Origin of the sequence: Acinetobacter sp. ANC 5414, from assembly GCF_013004295.1 — a bacterium.
Lineage (GTDB): Bacteria > Pseudomonadota > Gammaproteobacteria > Pseudomonadales > Moraxellaceae > Acinetobacter.
Genome location: NZ_JABERM010000016.1, coordinates 1 through 17,065 on the forward strand (window position 1 = coordinate 1; position 17,065 = coordinate 17,065).

Genomic DNA, 17,065 nt, shown 5'->3' on the forward strand with positions numbered 1-17,065 from the left:
GTGATGTACTGAAAAGGCTGCCGACACATAAAGTGACCCAAATAGAAGAATTACTGCCACACCGTTGGAAACCTGAACCCCGTTAAAACATAGCAATGGGGTTCAGCGGATGCTTACGGTATTTAATTAATCCTGACGGATCAACTCATTGAATTGTTCTTTAAGCTCAATGTATTTTGGATTTAATTTTGCTTGATCGCTCTTATCTTTAAAGATTTTCGCAACAGCAATTTTGACCTGATCTTCAGCGCTACGTGGCTGTTTTTCAGTTGTAACAACATCATTGAGTTGTACTTTAACTTTAGGTGTAACGCCTTTATTTTTTCGGCCAGTTTTATGGGTACCTTTTTTATGATGTGCATAACGACGTGCACGGGTATAGCCCATCAGCAAAAACTTTCTTGCCATGTCTGCGCCAACAAAATCATTTTTCTCTAAATAATCTAAAAATAATGCAAAAATCTTCGCGCTACTTTCAGTGGCTTGAGCTTCATCTTCAAATTGCCACAACGGTAAAATTTCAGACTTATAGGGTTCAACCAATAAAACACCTTCTTCACCACGACCAATGCGATATAACTCTGGACGCTTTCTAAAATTAATCTTTTCAAAGTCGAGAGAAAAGTCAAAGCTGCGTGAAAATGGTTTGGCGTCAGGCTTAGGCGTTAATGAATCTTGTTCGTTATTAGTCATTGAGGAGATTCCTTAAAATGTGAGAGTCCACTGAATAATCAACAATATTCGCGACTCTCAAGAGGTTTTGCCGAGTTTGAAGCATTTTGATGAACTTTGATATGTCAAAATTGCAATGCACATAACAACAGTTGTTTATATCGTCCAAATAAAATGATTCAAGTTTTTTAGGAAGAGGATCTGAAAGCGTAAATCATCCAGAATCTTTTACAAACTGTAATGATCGAAATAAAGATCTAAAGTCATCTTGATGTGAAGTTTAGATCTTTATTTCAGTATTCAACAAGAGATTGAAAATGGCTAAATGATGAATAATTAAAGCGATGCCAATTTTTGCGAACCAATCCAATGTTTAGAAAACTGATACGCTGCACGTCCTGAGCGCTGCCCACGTGCCTGACACCAACGCAACGCTTCGGCACGTGTAAACTCATCCATCGGCATATTGGCTTTTGCTAGATAATGCTCAACGATTTCTAAATACAAATTCTGATCCATTGGATAAAAAGACAACCACATTCCGAAACGGTCTGAGAGTGAAATTTTCTCTTCAATCGCTTCTTGAGGGTGAAGTTCTATATATTGCGGCACATCAACACGTGTTACCGGTGTATTTTCATGCATAAACTCAGGCAGTAAATGACGGCGGTTACTGGTGGCGTAAATAATAAAATTACTTGAACCTGACTGTAATGAACCATCTAAAACACTTTTTAAACTACGATAGTTTTCATCTTCAGCGTTGAAGGCTAAATCATCACAATAGACAATAAACTTTTCCGGACGGTTTTCAATAAGCTTCTGGATTAGCGGGAGGTCAGATAAATCATCACGTTCAATTTCAATTAAACGTAAACCTTCCGACTCATATTGGGTGAGCAGGGCACGGACAATAGACGATTTGCCCGTACCACGTGAACCAGTAAGCAAAACATCATTAGCAGGTAAGCCCTTCAGGAATTGCAGGGTATTTTGAATCACTTTTTCTTTTTGTCTTTCAATACCTTTTAAATCATCCAAATACATCTTTTTGGGCTGTTGAATGGCTTTTAATTGTTTCTCTTGCCATTTATAAGCGGATGCCGAAAAGTCGGTTTCTTGTTTCAGTTCGGGTAAATTTTGCTGTAGTTGTTGGAGTACAGTAGAAAGTGCTTGTAATATATGATCAGGTAAATCAATTGTTGCCATGATTGTTCAGCTTATACGTGTAAAAGTAAAAGGGTGGTTTTACTGAAGAACTGTATATCAATTAGTCATAATTTGCCAATGGAATAGGCATTTTTGCAATGATAATCCGCTGAGTTTTCTGTCAATATTAAGCATGATACCCTATCATGAAGAGCGAATAAAAATGAAAGGGTTTGAGGGGTAGATATGTTATTTAAAGATTTCACACAAGATATTAATCCACATCAAGCGTATCGCATAAAAAAATTAAAGCGCCAACTTGAAACAGCTGAAACATATGAAGAATGGAAAAGCCTCGCACTGCAAATAGATGAAGAATCAGGTGCTCAGGAATGGAAATATGATAACTGCTCACCTTATTTTGATGCTGAAATTATTTCTCAACGCTTGAGTCGGTTAAGGCGCTACCGTTTTCAAAAACGTAGCCATGATCTCATGTACATATTACGTGAAGGTTTAAGCTATGATATTGCCAATATTGCAAATCCGATGTTATTTACCGCCACATATGTGGGAACAAAAAAAATCATAGAAGATTATGTGGAAGAAGTCAGTGAAAGTTTGGCCTACATTGCGTCAGATGCTTGTTCCTGTTTAGGTTTGGCTAAAAAAATTGAATTTTTTGAGCATTGTAAAAAGGCATACGGTCAACCTGCCATCATGTTTTCAGGTGGTGCGACCTTGGGGTTGTTTCATACAGGTGTGTGTAAGGCATTGCTTGAACAGGATTTAATGCCCAAGGTGATATCTGGTTCAAGTGCGGGTGCCATTATGACGGCAATGTTGGGCACATCAAAACCGTCAGATATTTCAAGACTTTTAAATGGTGAAAACTTTTTTAGTGAAGCTTTTCATTTTCGTAAATTTAACGACATTATGAAGGGAAACGGTGGTTTTGCCGATGTGATGTACTTAAAGAAATTCTTGATTGAAAATTTGGGTCATGTGACCTTTGAAGAAGCCTTTAAAATCTCCGGTTTGCATATTAATGTGGCTGTTGCCCCTTATGATGCGTCACAAGAAGCCCGGATTATGAATGCCTATACTTCGCCAGATTTGCTGGTTTGGAGTGCGGTATTGGCCTCCTGTGCAGTTCCTATTTTATTTCCACCGGTACATTTAACCAGTAAGCGTTACGATGGTAAGTTGACGCCCTATATGGCAAATACGCGTTGGGTGGATGGCAGTGTACGCAGTGATTTCCCTCAAGAGAAAATGGCAAGACTGTATAATTTAAATTACACCATCGCCAGTCAGGTCAATCCTCATATCGTGCCGTTTATGCAAACTGATGCAGAACGCCACCGTCGAGACCTGTTGAGTTGGCCTGAACGGATTATTCGACGTCAAGGGAAGGTGATCGCCAAAGGGATTATGGACTTTAGCCGGGGTCGGGTTGGAAAAATCCCCCCAGTGCGACGATTGCTCGATCATGGTTTTGGTGTGATTGATCAAGGCTATTATGGCGATGTAAATATTGTCGGTGCTTATAGCTTGCGACACTATAGTTATATGTTTCAGAATCCGCGACCATATTTATTCAAATTGTTACAACGTGAGGGGGAACGGGCGACCTGGCCTAAAATATCCTCGATTGAAACGCATGCCCGCGTAGGTAAAACCATTCAGCACTGTTTGGAACTTTTAAATTATCAAGATGATCCCGCACAAAAAGAAGCAGAATTTATTGCAGTTTAATGTTGAAGATATTGATTGCTTTAATTTGATTCAAAAGACCAAGCCTAAAAGTTTAACTTTTGGGCGTGCTTTATATACATTTGAACATCAGCAGCAACACTACTGGTTAAAAACCCAAGCAAGCAATATAAATCAAAGTTATGAAGCTGGGTTTTTAAATGAATTGGCTTTTTATCAGCAATTTGTAGATCAACCCAGTTCTTTAGACAACATGCCTGATTTTTTATTACCCTTTCAAATGATTGCTCACTTAAAAAGTGGAGAAGGGCAACAAGCGTCGGGAAGACCTGCATTGATTTTGAGTCATGCCGAATCACTATTGGGTGATTGTTCTTGCATGTCGCTGAATGAGATTAAAAAGACGTTGTTAAAAGTACTCGATGTGGTTGATCAATTGCATCAACTCGGCTGGATTCATGCTGATTTAAAGCGAGAGCATTTGGTTGAATACCAGCAGCGCGTGTGCTTGATTGATTTTGAACAGGTACAAAAAATCAATTCACCGATAAAATTGCATAGTCTGACCGCAACTCCACGCTATATGGCACCTGAACTTTTTCATGTTGCAGAAAAAAACGTACAAACTGACATTTATGCTGTGGGGATTATTTTTTATGAATGGCTCACTGGGCAGCGTTTAACAGCAGAAAATTATCAAGATTGGGCCTATTTACATTGCCAACGGTTAAGTATTGAACTTCCAGAACATTTCACACCGTTAAAAAACCTTTTATCTGGCATGTTGGCTAAGCAAAAAGAGCGAAGATTTACCAATATTTACACTGTAAAACAGTGCTTACTCACTGAAAATGTTCAATAAAAATACAAAAAAATCGTTTTTGTTTTTTATTTAAACAAACAAGTGAATTTTTCATAAAAAGGTCTTGTCATCAGGAATCGATCTCTATAATATACACAGCCATTGGGGACGTGGCGAAATTGGTAGACGCACTGGATTTAGGTTCCAGCGCCGCAAGGTGTGAGAGTTCGAGTCTCTCCGTCCCCACCAATTATTATCAAACTTGTTTGGTAATAAGGCTATAGAGGATTGGTGTAATGGTAGCATGACGGTCTCCAAAACCGTTCGTCAAGGTTCGAGTCCTTGATCCTCTGCCAAGTTTTAAAAAATCTAACACTATGTTAGTACCCAGATGGGGACGTGGCGAAATTGGTAGACGCACTGGATTTAGGTTCCAGCGCCGAAAGGTGTGAGAGTTCGAGTCTCTCCGTCCCCACCATCATATTAAAGCAAGGTATATACCTTGCTTTTTTATTGCCTGAAAAAAATGAATGACGAAATAAAAAAAGCCCCAAAGCGGGGCTTTAAAGATTATTTAGAAAAATATTGTGAAAAATATATTTTGAATAAGTTATTTTTATCTTGATCCACAAGTGAAATATATTTTAAGCTTTTAAGTGATCTTCAAATTCTTCACCGAGTTGCATAGCCAGAGAGTTACCAGCTAAATCACAGGTAACCAAACCATATTCTTTTTTAAAGCTAAACGTAAATCCGCGATTGTCGGTTAATGTTTTTACCGAATAGCCTAGTTTTTCTAACCAAATACGAAATGCAATTAAATTTTTTGCCTTAACAACTTTTTTCACGAGCGAACTCCTTGTATATATGGGTACATTGCAGTATTAAATTAATAATAGGGATGTAGATTTTTTTTTAAAGGGTAGCTTTGTGTGGTTTTTTATAAAATAAATAATTTGTATTTTTTAGCAGCAATAATTGAATAAATAATCGCTAAAATTCACCTGTATATTGAAATAAATATTCATATACCTATCTGATTTTTATTTATTTTAATTGAAGTGATTAGGTTTTTGGAAGTAGAAATATTTATACACAATTTTCAGTGCAGCTTAAATTTTTTTTATATCTGAGCTATCTTTTGGGGATTGTTTAGAAATACCGACCTGAAGCGGGAAATTATTATCGTTTTATAGGCGACTAAGAATGAGTCAAAAAAATCGCAGTGCTTCCGATATTAAAAAAAGATAAACTGTATTGCGCCTATGCAGGGGAGTTTTTGAATTCTGGTGGGTGTGGAATGCTTATTAAGATGATGATTAGATTGAAATGACGACAGAAACCATTGAACAAAATGTATTGAATCAAATTCAAAATATGCAGCAACAAGATTTAGTCCCTGTTGCTGTCATGTTAGGACATGAAGATTGGCTGATCTTCGCGGAACAATCAAAAGTGTCTTATACCCCTTTTGGCAGTGCTCGACGTTATCAGCCTGCTTTAGGTGGCTTGTTATTGGTTCGTGTTGATGAAATGAATATGATACGTGTGGTGACTCAAATTGAGCTGGATGCTTATGCTCAAACGCATCAGCTTTTATAAAGCCTTTATATTCGCCCCATATTAAAAATGATCTTTTAACTCTCGTAGGCGTTGGAATTCATCAACGCTTTCAACTCTTAAAAATGGATTGGTTTCGAGTTCCAATTCAATTGTGCTGGGTAGGGTGCATTGACCGAGCATGCGTTGTGCTTCAACTTTTTCGAAGCGCTGTTGAATCGCCAGATTATCTGGTTCTGCCTGTAATGCAAATTTTGCATTTGAAAGGGTGTACTCGTGTGTGCAATACACTTTGGTTCGTGCAGGTAACGCGGCTAAGCGATTAAGCGAATGATACATTTGCTCATAGGTGCCTTCAAAAACTCGCCCGCAGCCCATCGCAAAAAGCGTATCACCACAAAAAACAACATCTAAAGCATCAATAAAATAGACGATATGTCCCAGTGTATGACCAGGGACGGCAATAATCTCAATATCTAAATCATGGAAAGTAATATGGGCTTGGTGTTGCAGGGGATGGCTAATAAAGGGGACTTTACTTAATTCTTCACGTGGACCATAGACAGCAATATTGCGATTGATTAAAAGTTCGGGTACGCCACCAGTATGATCTTTATGCCAATGGGTCAGCCAAATCTGACTCAGCTTTAAATTGTTTTCTGTACAGTATGCTTCTACCAAATGTGCTTCGGTGGGATCAATTGCGACAACTTCCTTACTCGGTGTATGTTCTAACAACCAGATATAGTTTTGTAATTGATTTTGGACATCAATCATATGAATTTGAAAAGTCATGAGATAGGCGATCAATGATAGAGATATGGATAAGCTATCGTTAAAGTCGATTTTTTTCTAGTGTAAGAGCGAAAATCTATAGGATGAGTGATTTTCAACAAGGCCGTGAGTATCTGGGTTTTGTTAAAAAATGAACTATAGAAATCATTTTTTAAATCTTTTTCTCTATTCAAGTTTTTCAATCGCTAAAATAGCTACAAATAAAATGGGATAAATTGCGATGAAAATGTATCAGGTGGATGCGTTCACAAATGAGCTGTTTAAGGGCAATCCGGCTGCGGTGATTGTGACCGAACAATGGTTAGATGAAACATTGATGCAAAATCTTGCCTTGGAAAACAATTTGTCTGAAACGGCCTTTGTGAAAATCATTGATGCAGAAAATTATGAAATCCGCTGGTTTACGCCGACCACAGAAGTGGACTTTTGTGGACATGCCACTTTAGCCAGCAGTTTTGTGTTGTTTAAAGATTTTAGCTCTGCAAAAGTCATTCAATTTCATGTGAAAAATCTGGGCATCTTCGTCGTTAGCCAAGAAGTGGATGGCAAAATTAAAATGAATTTTCCTGTTCGCCGTGCAGAGAAAGTTGAGACTTATCCTGAGGTTTTAACTCAAGCTTTAAGCAAGCCTTTCAAAACTGTCTATTTGAATAGCCAGGCCTATATTGTGGAATATGAAAACCCGCAAGATGTTATCGATGAAACGCCAAATTTGGAATTGCTGAAACAATTGGGGCGCATTCGAACTGCCATTACAGCGCAGGGGACATGTGTGGATTTGGCCTTAACTGCGCGAGCTGAGCAATATGATTGTGTTTCGCGTTATTTTGCACCGGCCAATGGTATTGATGAAGATCCGGTAACTGGTTCAATTCATACCGCCATTGCACCACTGTGGGCTGAAAAGCTGGGTAAAAGTGAAATTTTGGCTTATCAGGCATCAAAACGTGGCGGGGAATTGCATTGTGTTTTACTTGAAAATGAACGTATTGAAATTTCAGGTTATGCCAAGTTGTATATGCAGGCAGAGTTATATCTATAAAATGTGGAAATAAATTTGATACACAGCCGTTGCAATAAACGGCTCTCTTTTCAAAAAACTACTATTAAAAATCAAATGTATTTTCTAAGATGTCGTGGGTTATAAAAATTCATATTCTTGAATAAAATTGGAATAATTATGTTAATGCGGTTTAAACAACTTACCATCTCTTTATTATTTGTCGGCATTAGTGCAACCGCTTGGTCAGAACCTGTTTTAGTCAAATCTCAGCAGAAGATTGAAGAATATAAATTAGATAATGGTTTGCGTGTCGTTCTTGCGCAAAATGATAAAGAAAATAAAGTATTTATGAATACCGTTTATCTCACTGGTTCATTAAACGATCCTCAAGGTAAAGGTGGTCTGGCGCATTTATTAGAACATTTGGCATTTAAGGGAACACAAAATATCAAAGGTGAAGAGTTCCAGCGCCGTCTGGATCAATACACCTTAATGACCAATGCCAGCACCGATTATTATTCGACCAAATATACCAATATTATTCGTCCAGAACAGAATGCAATTAATGAAGTGATCCATCTTGAAGCAGAGCGAATGGATAAACTGGTGCTGCAAGAAAAGTTTGTACCTTCTGAAATTTCGATTGTGAAACGTGAACGTGAAGTTCGGATGGATCAACCGTTTTCCGTCATGATGGATCAAATGTGGAAATCAGCTTATGGCAATCGATATCTGGGACGTTTACCTATAGGTGATTTAAACGAATTACAGTCCATTAAAATGGATGAGTTGAATAAATTTTACCGTACATGGTATGCGCCGAATAATGCCGTGATGGTCATTTCAGGTAAATTTGATAAAGCAGAAGTATTAAAACAGATTGATAAAAGTTTCAGTCCAATTGTGGCTCGCCAAGTTCCTGCTCAGACTCAAGTTCCCGTCCTGGATTCCTCCAAGATTCAAAACAGAAACTTTTTAGTACAAAAGGGTAGTGATCTGGCCAAATTCAATATTTATTTGAATGGCAAGAATGAAAAGATCAAATCTGCACTCGCCTTAGCACCGTATTTATATACCATGCAGCCAAGCGGACATCTTTACCAAAGTGTAGTCGAAACAGGGGTAAGTACCGGGGTTCAATCTACCACATGGTTGGATCAGGACTTTAATCTGGTGTTTATGGGCGCTGTTTATGCCCCAAATCATGATGCGAAAAAAGTCCAATCGGAATTGGTTTCAGGGGTGGAAAAAAACAAGTCATTTAATGAAACCGAGCTGAATCGGGTAAAAAATCTGCTTCAGAATCAGGCAGACAACATCCAGAGTAACGCCGCAGCATTGGGTGGGCGTTTAAGTGATTATTATGTCTCTTATCAAGGGAATTGGTCACAATATTTTACTGATCTGGATAATGTGAAAAAATTGAGCCTCTCTGAAGTCAATCAAACCTTAACTCGGTTTTTAGTCCCCGAGCATCGTATTTCAGGGGATATCCAGCCGACTCCAGAAGATCAGAAAAAAGCATTAGAGCAAAAACAGGCATCTGAACAGCCTAAAACCTTAGCTCAAACTGAGGTCAAAGAAGAACCTTTAAAAGATAGTAGTGTCTATAAACAAGAGGTTGCTGAATATGTCAAAACCTCGAAACAGTATTTAGTCGATACCGAAAAGAAAATTCAACGCGGAACATTAAAGAATGGAATTAAATATGCGTTGTATCCAATATCGACACGTGATGACAAAACTTATGCCACCATTTCTGTCGATTTTGGTACGGAAAAATCGTTGTTTAATAAAGGTGAAGTGCTCGATTTGATGGCGTATTTATTATTGCGTGGATCAGATCAATATAGCTTGCAAGATATTGCCGATAAATCAATTGAAGCGGGTGGTGGTGCCACTGCAACCGCATCAGCCAATAGTATTACCATTCAGATTGTGGCGAAAAAAGAAAAGTTTGATGATTATTTTAAATTTATGATGCAGGTTTTGAAAAAGCCGAAGTTTGAACAATCACAATTTGATTTGATCAAATCACAAAGTTTATCTGCATTGGATCGTCCGTATACCGAGCCTGAAACCGTAGCTGCACTCACCATGACCCGATTGTTAGAGACCTACCAACCGGGTGATTTGCGTTACCATTTTGAGCCGGATCTTGCCAAGCAACAAATTAAAGCGGCCACGGTTGAGCAAGTGAAGAAATTGTATCAGGATTTCTTTGTCAGCAACCATGCACAAATCGCGATTACCGGTGATTACCAAGCCAAACCGATGCTCAACTTAGTACAAAAGGAATTTTCAGGTTGTAAAGCGCAAATGCCATACCAGCGTCTAAGCTCTGATTATCAAGCGTATCCGGCACAGAAAATTCATGCTTTATCCGAACAGCGTGAGTTCGGCAGTTATCAATCGATTTTGACTTTCCCAGCCGGTGCAAATCATGCCGATGCTACAGCGTTAATCGTATTTAGCTATATTTTAGGAGATTCACAACTCTCTTCACGTTTAGCGCAAGAATTACGTGAAAAAAATGCCCTAGTTTATGGTTTTGGCAGTGATGTTGAACTGGATGACTGGGTTGATTCGGGTGCCTTAACCATTGAAGCCAACTATACCGCAGGTAAATCGACGCAAGTTTCACAAGCCGTACGTAAAGTCTTAAATGACTTACTGACCAAAGGTGTGACCGAGCAAGAACTGGAAGCAGCAAAAGCTAATATTCTAAAAAAACGGGTTACTGCTTTGGAAGATGAGCGCAATATTCATCAAATGTTAACGCCACAGTTGGAGCACAATCGTGATTTATTGTTCCGTGAAAAACGTGATCAGGCGCTCGCAAAATTGACCAAATCCGATGTAGATGCCGTGATTAAGAAATACATCAAGCTGGATCAACTGGTTGAAGTTATGGCGGATCAGTATGGAAAACCACAACACAAGTCATAACTCTTGATCCTCTTTTTTCAATTTCCTTCTCCTTTCAGGAGATGAGGAATATATTCCTCAAGGGAGAGGTTATTTTAAAAGGTTAAAGAGTAAGGGGGTGATCTTTTTAAAGCCGATAAAACTGCTTCGAATTGTGATGAAAGACTTGTGCTAATGCATTCGGGTCATAGGCGACAACTGCATCGCTAAAGGCATCAATAATATTCACCAAGGATGAGCTGACGCGATCCATCGGGAAGTTGGAAGCAAACATCACCCGATATGTGCCAAAACAGTTGAGTACATGGCTAATCATGGGCATGGCTAAATCATAAATTTCCTGTTTGCTGGCCAGTCGATCCTGCTTGTGGAATTGATGACCTAAGACAGGCATCAACAAGCCAGACATCTTGGTATAAACATTGGGGCAGGTCGCCAGTTCAGCCATATCTTCTCGCCAGCGAATGAGAATATTTTCCCGGGCTATTTTTGTCATTCCTGTCAGGGTTCCAACTTGACCAAAAAGCCCGGCAGGTGTTCCAAAATGATCCAGTACAATTGAGGTTTGAGGGAATTGTTTGGCCAAGGCAATCACATCACTGAGTTGAGTTGAATAGACCCAGGCGTCAAAAGTTAAGTTAGATTGTGCCAAGGCTTCGAAGCCTTTGAGAAACTTTTTATTCAAATATAAATGCGGTTCATCCGCCCAGGCATGAATGTTTTTATCTTCATGCACTGCTGCCATTTTACGAATGCCTTTAAAACGCGGTGAGGCTTTTTGGTGTAACTGTAAAATCTTCTTAAAATTGCTGTCACGTGGATCTGCTGTCGCAACAATACCGCCCAGTTTCACTGTTCCGATGTTAAAGGGCAGAGATTCAATGAATTTTGTTTCACCTATCACGCCTTTGCCTTTGTTTTTATGCCAACTGGCTTCGACATGTACCACTTGTTCGACCTGATAATGCCCAATATCTTGCATATAATTTTCAGGTAAATAAGGCGCTGTAATGTGATGGGTGAGGCCGACCGTTTCAATGAGATCATCGGACTTAATCAGGCGAACGAATTTATCAAGTAAATAAGGATGCTTGCCCAATAATTTAACTGCCAAAGCTGCCGCATGCGGCGTGTTATAGGGATCCCATTGGTGAATATGCGCATCAATAATTGCAAAATCCAGTTGTCGCATGGGGTTATCCTTAATTCATCGGTTTCTTATTAACCTTACTGCAAACTCATCAGGCTTTGAATGACCTTTTATCCAAAAAGTAGCGGTGTAAAAAAAGCCCTTTCGGGCTTTTAATCATATGATCAGTGTTTATGATCATGGTCATGCTTGTTGGCATGAAATTCTTCGTTATGACGGAAGCGAAGATAGTTTTCAAACTGTTCGCAATATTCATCATAGTTGTCTTCAAGCATCATTTGGAACTGCTGCATAATGTAAGACATGACTTGATCTTTGGCATCACGCATTTCATTGCCATCTTTAAAGTTATTGGCTGCGACCCAGGTATTAAAGCGGGCAGTACCAAACAACATTGCAGCACTGACCTGACCGCGCATTTCCGCGGGTTTGACTTGTGAACCTTTTTCAACACGACAAAATTCATTTGCTTGTTTGATAAATTCATCAGCACGTTCAAAAAAAGCAGCATTTAACGCTTCTTCTTCGGTTACATCTGTTGCTTCAATCTTTTGAACCATGAACTTTTCCTGCAAAAACGATCTAATGGCATATTATAGGCAAAGCCTTGCAGAAACTAAACCTTTGGATTAATCTAAAAATAGCCTAAGCCTGAAAATGGATACTCCAATGCAAGATGCCATTGCAGTACAAAGTCTAAAAAGTGACATTGCTTTATTGCGTCAAAATATTTGGCCACCTGCAAATTTAGCCAATGTGGAAGGGTTGCCGATTTATTATGGCTCCAAGTCAGAAGTTGAAGAATATTACCGACCATGGACAGGCTTGATTGAAAGGGCTCAAGATCTGTTTCAACCCTTTATGCAAGATGAAACACTCGATGCGGTTCATTTACCCAGTCATTTAAATTTACCGTTGTTTTATTTTCATGTGGATCGAATCCGGATTAATAAAACCCGGGCCAAAGAGTCGAAAACCTTTCGCGGTATTGCCAGCCTGATCGAGAAATGCGGGCAATTTGAACCTGAACAAATTCAAGCCATGAGACTCTGGTTAGACAGTGATGATACCGCTGCCTTGGTGGCACATCGTGAATTTGTTGATTTGCGTACTTATGTGTTTCAGCATGGGCAAAGTGAATATACGCGTACACGATTTTATGTGAATGGCATTGTGTTAAGCACCGAGCCACACTTTGAATTGGTCGATGCTCGAGATAAGCCTCGCAAACAGCGCAATGACAGTTATAGCGATCCACTGGCTGATAATGGCACCTGGAAAATTTTTGGCAAATATCGCTAAGCAAGTGTGATATCGAACATTTAAATTTCCTGTGTTACCAGAAAGTGTCGGTTTTAGCATAAGTATCTAAATGTTCTTGAGCTTGTTGCAGAATGTATTTCTTCTCATTTGCAATCCAGCCCAATATAAACCACACTTTTTGTTTGCGTTTAACCAAGTCTTGAAACATGACTTCAGCCACATTTAAATCATTAAATTGTCCCAAGCTTTCTTGAGCAGGTTTTAAACCTTTCAAGTAATTCTTTACCTCTTTGCCCGGATACAGCGAAGCAATAAACTCGATGCAATAACGTAAGCGTTTGACCCGTTTACGCGTGCGATGTTGTGAGGGAGTATCCAGACCTAGAAATTGATCGGCATCTTTGCAAATTTGTTGATGTAATTTCTGGAGTTTTTTTGCGATATCTTTTTTTAATGGAGTCTTTTTCTTGTTTGCGCAAGGCTGATGTACGAATTGCAGTAAAGCCAAGATCAAGTTGACCGAGTCTAAAGAACGTAAAGACTCATCAATAGGGATGCTGTTTTCTTCAGGGGTATCCGGAAGTTGCACAAAAGGTGCACCTACTTGTTGTAGTTGAGGTAAAAGTCCTTCACTTAAAGCATCGCGGTCTCGAGTTGAACCGAGTTGACGAAACAGGGTCGTAAGTTGTTCTTGCCAATCAGGATCGACATCATTTGACCAGTCATCGAAAATACGTAAGGCACTTCTTAAGCGACGAATTGCGACGCGAGTTTGATGAACATGCTCGCTATTATACTGTTCAGCCGCAATCGCTGTTGCATTCGGCAACAGATGTTGCAAGGCATTATTGACGATCTGTTTTAATGCGCTATCTGTTGAATCCTGTTGATTCAGTTGTAGTGGCGTTGCAAATTGAGCGGGAAAAATCTCTAAATTTTGTGCCAGTAAATCTCCGCGTTGAGCTTTACTGCGTACGTCCAACCATAAATGATATTGTTTGACCCAAGGCTGAACAAATTTGATCAGGTCTTGGACAGATCCTTGTTTTAGCTCAAATTCGATCTCGTAAATCGCTTGTGTCTGATTGTCATGACGGATCTCACCGCGATCTAGACTGACTTCAATTTCTGCACGATTATAATGAACCACATACACCAGACGTTCTACATCTGTTTCAAATTGCTTGATTAAATTTTTGGCCTGTTTGCCTAATACCTGTTGCAGCAATTTTTTTGCCTGAGGATTGGATTGATAAGCTTCAAGATCCAAATCAGGATGGTCTAATTCACCTAAATCTATTTCCAATTCAAAACGTTCTAGATGATGGCAGCTCGGAGCTTTTAAAGTTTGGATCCAGTGCGTATCTTCAAGGCGCTGACGCAATGAGATTTTTTGCTCGGCTAGGTGTCGTTCTGGCGTGTCATAGTATTGTGCATATAAAGAAATCGGGCGAACGTTCTTGGACAAAAATAATTGATAGATTTGTTTTTGTTGCGACAGAGGAACCTGAAATTTTAATTCTACTTCTAGCATGTCAAAACTCCTGAAACTTTATCATTTCTGTTGTTATGACAGTAATTGTAGGCCAGTTGTACAAAAAGAGCAGTGTGCGCTTGTAAAGAGATAAAGCGTACACTCGATAAATAATGAGCTGCATTAAAATATCGGGCAATACGCTTTGATTTAACTGTTTTATTTATTACTTGATAAACTTACGACTCACTAAAAATTGTTCTGTCGCTTCAAGTAAATTCTGTGCATACACTTCCTGTTTCGCCGTCAGCCAGCCCAAAACGAACCAGTCACTGGCTTCAAGTTCGGTTTGCTGAATATAATCCGCAGAGGATGCCAAAATTTGATATTCACTTGCAGCGAGTTGCGCATCATTCAAAGCTTTGCTGTATTTCTGCAAATTTTTGACATCATAAATAGAAGTTAGAATCGGGAAGCTAAACTTTAACTCATGAATCTTGGTGGCTAATTTATCCAAGCTCTCAAAGTCAGCAATGTCGGCACTGGTTAAACTATCCTGCAATTGCTTGTATTGATTTTGCAAGGTATTTTGCGCAAACCATCTTAAGTCGTGAGGTTGAGTTTTTTCTTCGTTGTCTAAACTAAACATCAATAATTCTAAATAGTGATGTACGTTTTGAGTTGAGCGAACCAGGTTAGACAACTTTTCTTTGGCATATAAAATATCTTTGATCAGATTCGATGCGGTATTTGGGTTTTGTAAAAATGCCCCCAAAGTTGTCTGCATATGTTCCAAATGCTGTAAATGATCAAACTGCTGTTTAAATGCACCAATTTGTATAGCCCATTTATCTGAAACAGCCTCATTCCAATCTTTAAATAACGATAGCGTCAAATTCAAATGATCTAGGGCAATTTGAGCTTGCTGAATATGTGTTTGCTCGGCAACACCTGCAGAAATAGCGGCGATATTCGGTAGTAAATGCTGTAACTGCTGGGCAATCAGCAAGCGTAAATTTTTATTGGCTGGATCTTTTTTGCTTAAAATAAATTCGTTGGCAGATTTTGCCGGACTGACTTTTTGAGTTATCGCTAAAAGATTGCCGATTTCAGCTTTACTGCGCACATCGAGCCAGAGCTGGTATTTTTTAACCCATTCAAAGCTAAAGGCCAACAGTGATTGTACAGAACCGGACTTTAATTCAAATTCTACTTCATGCACTTCATGCTGCGCAGTTTCGGTCCGTACTTCACCGACATCCAGACTCACTTCAATGTCGGTTTCTTCGAACTGAATCACGCGAAAGGTGCGCTGAATATCTGTCTCAAATTGTAATTTAAGTTGCTCTTGTGAGTCACCCAAAGCACCGTTTAAGATTTGCTGCGCTTCCGCATCTTGCTCATAAATACTTAAATCCAGCTGTGGTGCCTGTTCAAGTTCACCCAGGTCATAATTATGCTCAAAGCGGTGTAAATGGCTTTTTCCCGCAGCTTTTAAGGTTTGAATCCAGCGGGTACCTTCCAGTCGTTGGCGTAGGGCAACACCATGCTGGGAAAGCAGACGCTCTTCAGTGTCATAATATTTTGCTTTAAGTTGAATAATTTCCGATTTTTTAGGATCTAATGCTTTTAGTAAAGCATTACGTCTTGCTTCAGGAATTTGAAATTTTAATTCAACTTCGACCATGATCTTTCATCCTAATTTTTGACGCTACTTCAGAAATGAAACGCGTCATCTTTACGGTACAAATGCGTTATGAAATCTGTTCTTTTATAGCGCTGGAATTGTATTCTTAATTTTAAGACCTCGATTGTAACGAAAATGATTTTTCATGTAAGACTTGACGATGCAATTCTTAAGTAATTGCTTTTGAAATGAACAAAAAGTAATAGCAAACCAAGCTTTTATTTGTACAAAATATACGCTAACGTAAATAAAAATAATCGGGATGATGACAATGAATGGACTTATTAAGCTAAAATTCGAACACAATCCGGAACCAGAATTTCAGCTTCCGCTTCAAAACTATCATGAATTTTATCGTTTTTATTTGACTGAGCACCGCAATATCACCAGTCGCCGTTTGCATGTGTTTGGCAGTGGCGTCGGTGTGTATTTCTTTACTCAGGCCATTCGCCAAAGAAAAGCAAAATATTTGGCTTATGGTTTACTGTCTGGCTATGCTTGTGCATGGGTAGGGCATTTTATGTTTGAGAAAAATAAGCCAGCCAGTTTTAAACAACCCCTGTATAGCTTTATTTCGGACTGGCGTATGTTATCTGACGTGTTACGTGGAAATCTGAGTTTAAAAGATCGTTCACTGGATAAAATTCCAAGTTAATGCATGATGCATTTTTTGTGGACAACAGCAATTGTATCAAAAGCCAAGTTTTACTTTATGATAAAATAATACAGAATTTTTAATAACTCAGGCTGTAAGCATCCGCTGAATCCCATTGCTATGTTTTAACGAGGTTCAGGTTTCCAACGATGAGGTAGCAAATCCTCAATTTCTGTGACTTTATGGGTGGGTAGTCTTTTTAGGACATCAC

At 39.0% G+C, this 17,065-nt stretch carries 15 protein-coding genes and 3 tRNA genes; 10 read left to right on the plus strand and 8 right to left on the minus strand.

Annotated features, from left to right (window positions below):
* Nucleotides 1-126: 126 nt before the first annotated feature.
* Nucleotides 127-693, minus strand: coding sequence for a DUF4385 domain-containing protein (locus HLH18_RS10510; protein WP_171546789.1), 567 nt, complete (start codon nt 691-693; stop codon nt 127-129).
* Nucleotides 694-1,008: 315 nt separating this feature from the next.
* Nucleotides 1,009-1,881 (minus strand): ATP-binding protein, encoded by an 873-nt coding sequence (locus tag HLH18_RS10515; protein WP_171546790.1) that lies wholly within the window; start codon nt 1,879-1,881, stop codon nt 1,009-1,011.
* Nucleotides 1,882-2,067: 186 nt separating this feature from the next.
* Between HLH18_RS10515 and HLH18_RS10520 the strand changes: the two genes are divergently transcribed.
* The 5 genes from HLH18_RS10520 to HLH18_RS10540 all read left to right on the plus strand — a co-directional run bounded on the left by HLH18_RS10520 (nt 2,068) and on the right by HLH18_RS10540 (nt 4,817).
* Nucleotides 2,068-3,579 carry a DUF3336 domain-containing protein gene (locus tag HLH18_RS10520; protein WP_171546791.1) on the plus strand — a complete coding sequence of 504 codons (1,512 nt, stop codon included), beginning with the start codon at nt 2,068-2,070 and terminating at the stop codon, nt 3,577-3,579.
* Complete coding sequence (locus tag HLH18_RS10525; protein ID WP_250852407.1) at nt 3,569-4,399, plus strand: protein kinase domain-containing protein; 831 nt, start codon at nt 3,569-3,571, stop codon at nt 4,397-4,399. Before HLH18_RS10520 ends, HLH18_RS10525 begins: the two co-directional genes overlap by 11 nt.
* 104 nt (nt 4,400-4,503) lie before the next feature.
* Nucleotides 4,504-4,588, plus strand: a tRNA-Leu gene (locus HLH18_RS10530).
* A gap of 33 nt (nt 4,589-4,621) precedes the next feature.
* Nucleotides 4,622-4,695: transfer RNA gene (locus tag HLH18_RS10535), tRNA-Trp, on the plus strand.
* Nucleotides 4,696-4,732: 37 nt separating this feature from the next.
* Nucleotides 4,733-4,817: transfer RNA gene (locus tag HLH18_RS10540), tRNA-Leu, on the plus strand.
* Nucleotides 4,818-4,983: 166 nt separating this feature from the next.
* Here the strand turns inward: HLH18_RS10540 and HLH18_RS10545 are convergent.
* Nucleotides 4,984-5,187, minus strand: a complete 204-nt coding sequence (locus HLH18_RS10545) for a hypothetical protein (protein ID WP_067723371.1) — start codon at nt 5,185-5,187, stop codon at nt 4,984-4,986.
* A gap of 481 nt (nt 5,188-5,668) precedes the next feature.
* On the opposite strand from HLH18_RS10545, the gene HLH18_RS10550 reads away from it, so the two are divergent.
* Entirely contained in the window at nt 5,669-5,941 is a 273-nt protein-coding gene (locus HLH18_RS10550) for a hypothetical protein (RefSeq protein ID WP_171546793.1), read from the plus strand.
* Nucleotides 5,942-5,962: 21 nt separating this feature from the next.
* On the opposite strand, the gene gloB is transcribed toward HLH18_RS10550, so the two are convergent.
* Nucleotides 5,963-6,694, minus strand: a complete 732-nt coding sequence (gene gloB / locus HLH18_RS10555; protein WP_171546794.1) for a hydroxyacylglutathione hydrolase — start codon at nt 6,692-6,694, stop codon at nt 5,963-5,965.
* Nucleotides 6,695-6,914: 220 nt separating this feature from the next.
* Between gloB and HLH18_RS10560 the strand changes: the two genes are divergently transcribed.
* Both HLH18_RS10560 and HLH18_RS10565 read left to right on the plus strand, forming a co-directional pair.
* On the plus strand, nt 6,915-7,736 hold the full coding sequence (locus HLH18_RS10560) for a PhzF family phenazine biosynthesis protein (protein ID WP_171546795.1): 822 nt from the start codon (nt 6,915-6,917) through the stop codon (nt 7,734-7,736).
* Between the two features lie 138 nt (nt 7,737-7,874).
* On the plus strand, nt 7,875-10,646 hold the full coding sequence (locus HLH18_RS10565) for a M16 family metallopeptidase (RefSeq protein WP_171546796.1): 2,772 nt from the start codon (nt 7,875-7,877) through the stop codon (nt 10,644-10,646).
* 106 nt (nt 10,647-10,752) lie between these two features.
* Here HLH18_RS10565 and HLH18_RS10570 read toward each other — a convergent pair whose 3' ends face one another.
* Nucleotides 10,753-11,817: an amidohydrolase family protein gene (locus HLH18_RS10570; protein ID WP_171546797.1), complete on the minus strand. Its 1,065-nt coding sequence runs from the start codon at nt 11,815-11,817 to the stop codon at nt 10,753-10,755.
* A 122-nt stretch (nt 11,818-11,939) separates the two neighbouring features.
* Nucleotides 11,940-12,335, minus strand: coding sequence for a DUF3144 domain-containing protein (locus HLH18_RS10575; protein WP_131319003.1), 396 nt, complete (start codon nt 12,333-12,335; stop codon nt 11,940-11,942).
* A 109-nt stretch (nt 12,336-12,444) separates the two neighbouring features.
* On the opposite strand from HLH18_RS10575, the gene HLH18_RS10580 reads away from it, so the two are divergent.
* Nucleotides 12,445-13,077 (plus strand): hypothetical protein, encoded by a 633-nt coding sequence (locus HLH18_RS10580; protein ID WP_171546798.1) that lies wholly within the window; start codon nt 12,445-12,447, stop codon nt 13,075-13,077.
* Nucleotides 13,078-13,111: 34 nt separating this feature from the next.
* Here HLH18_RS10580 and HLH18_RS10585 read toward each other — a convergent pair whose 3' ends face one another.
* The gene (locus tag HLH18_RS10585) at nt 13,112-14,572 is read right to left on the minus strand and encodes a CYTH and CHAD domain-containing protein (protein ID WP_171546799.1); all 1,461 of its coding nucleotides are present in this window, start codon (nt 14,570-14,572) and stop codon (nt 13,112-13,114) included.
* Nucleotides 14,573-14,738: 166 nt separating this feature from the next.
* On the minus strand, nt 14,739-16,199 hold the full coding sequence (locus HLH18_RS10590) for a CYTH domain-containing protein (protein WP_171546800.1): 1,461 nt from the start codon (nt 16,197-16,199) through the stop codon (nt 14,739-14,741).
* 271 nt (nt 16,200-16,470) lie between these two features.
* Between HLH18_RS10590 and HLH18_RS10595 the strand changes: the two genes are divergently transcribed.
* Nucleotides 16,471-16,854: an Mpo1-like protein gene (locus tag HLH18_RS10595; RefSeq protein WP_171546801.1), complete on the plus strand. Its 384-nt coding sequence runs from the start codon at nt 16,471-16,473 to the stop codon at nt 16,852-16,854.
* The last annotated feature ends 211 nt before the right edge of the window (nt 16,855-17,065 follow it).

Excerpts from the sequence above, each read along its gene's own strand:
- HLH18_RS10510 (WP_171546789.1), bottom strand. The coding sequence starts at position 693 with ATGACTAATAACGAACAAGATTCATTAACGCCTAAGCCTGACGCCAAA.
- HLH18_RS10515 (WP_171546790.1), bottom strand. The coding sequence starts at position 1,881 with ATGGCAACAATTGATTTACCTGATCATATATTACAAGCACTTTCTACT.
- HLH18_RS10520 (WP_171546791.1), top strand. The coding sequence starts at position 2,068 with ATGTTATTTAAAGATTTCACACAAGATATTAATCCACATCAAGCGTAT.
- HLH18_RS10550 (WP_171546793.1), top strand. The coding sequence starts at position 5,669 with ATGACGACAGAAACCATTGAACAAAATGTATTGAATCAAATTCAAAAT.
- gloB (WP_171546794.1), bottom strand. The coding sequence starts at position 6,694 with ATGACTTTTCAAATTCATATGATTGATGTCCAAAATCAATTACAAAAC.
- HLH18_RS10560 (WP_171546795.1), top strand. The coding sequence starts at position 6,915 with ATGAAAATGTATCAGGTGGATGCGTTCACAAATGAGCTGTTTAAGGGC.
- HLH18_RS10565 (WP_171546796.1), top strand. The coding sequence starts at position 7,875 with ATGTTAATGCGGTTTAAACAACTTACCATCTCTTTATTATTTGTCGGC.
- HLH18_RS10570 (WP_171546797.1), bottom strand. The coding sequence starts at position 11,817 with ATGCGACAACTGGATTTTGCAATTATTGATGCGCATATTCACCAATGG.
- HLH18_RS10575 (WP_131319003.1), bottom strand. The coding sequence starts at position 12,335 with ATGGTTCAAAAGATTGAAGCAACAGATGTAACCGAAGAAGAAGCGTTA.
- HLH18_RS10580 (WP_171546798.1), top strand. The coding sequence starts at position 12,445 with ATGCAAGATGCCATTGCAGTACAAAGTCTAAAAAGTGACATTGCTTTA.
- HLH18_RS10585 (WP_171546799.1), bottom strand. The coding sequence starts at position 14,572 with ATGCTAGAAGTAGAATTAAAATTTCAGGTTCCTCTGTCGCAACAAAAA.
- HLH18_RS10590 (WP_171546800.1), bottom strand. The coding sequence starts at position 16,199 with ATGGTCGAAGTTGAATTAAAATTTCAAATTCCTGAAGCAAGACGTAAT.
- HLH18_RS10595 (WP_171546801.1), top strand. The coding sequence starts at position 16,471 with ATGAATGGACTTATTAAGCTAAAATTCGAACACAATCCGGAACCAGAA.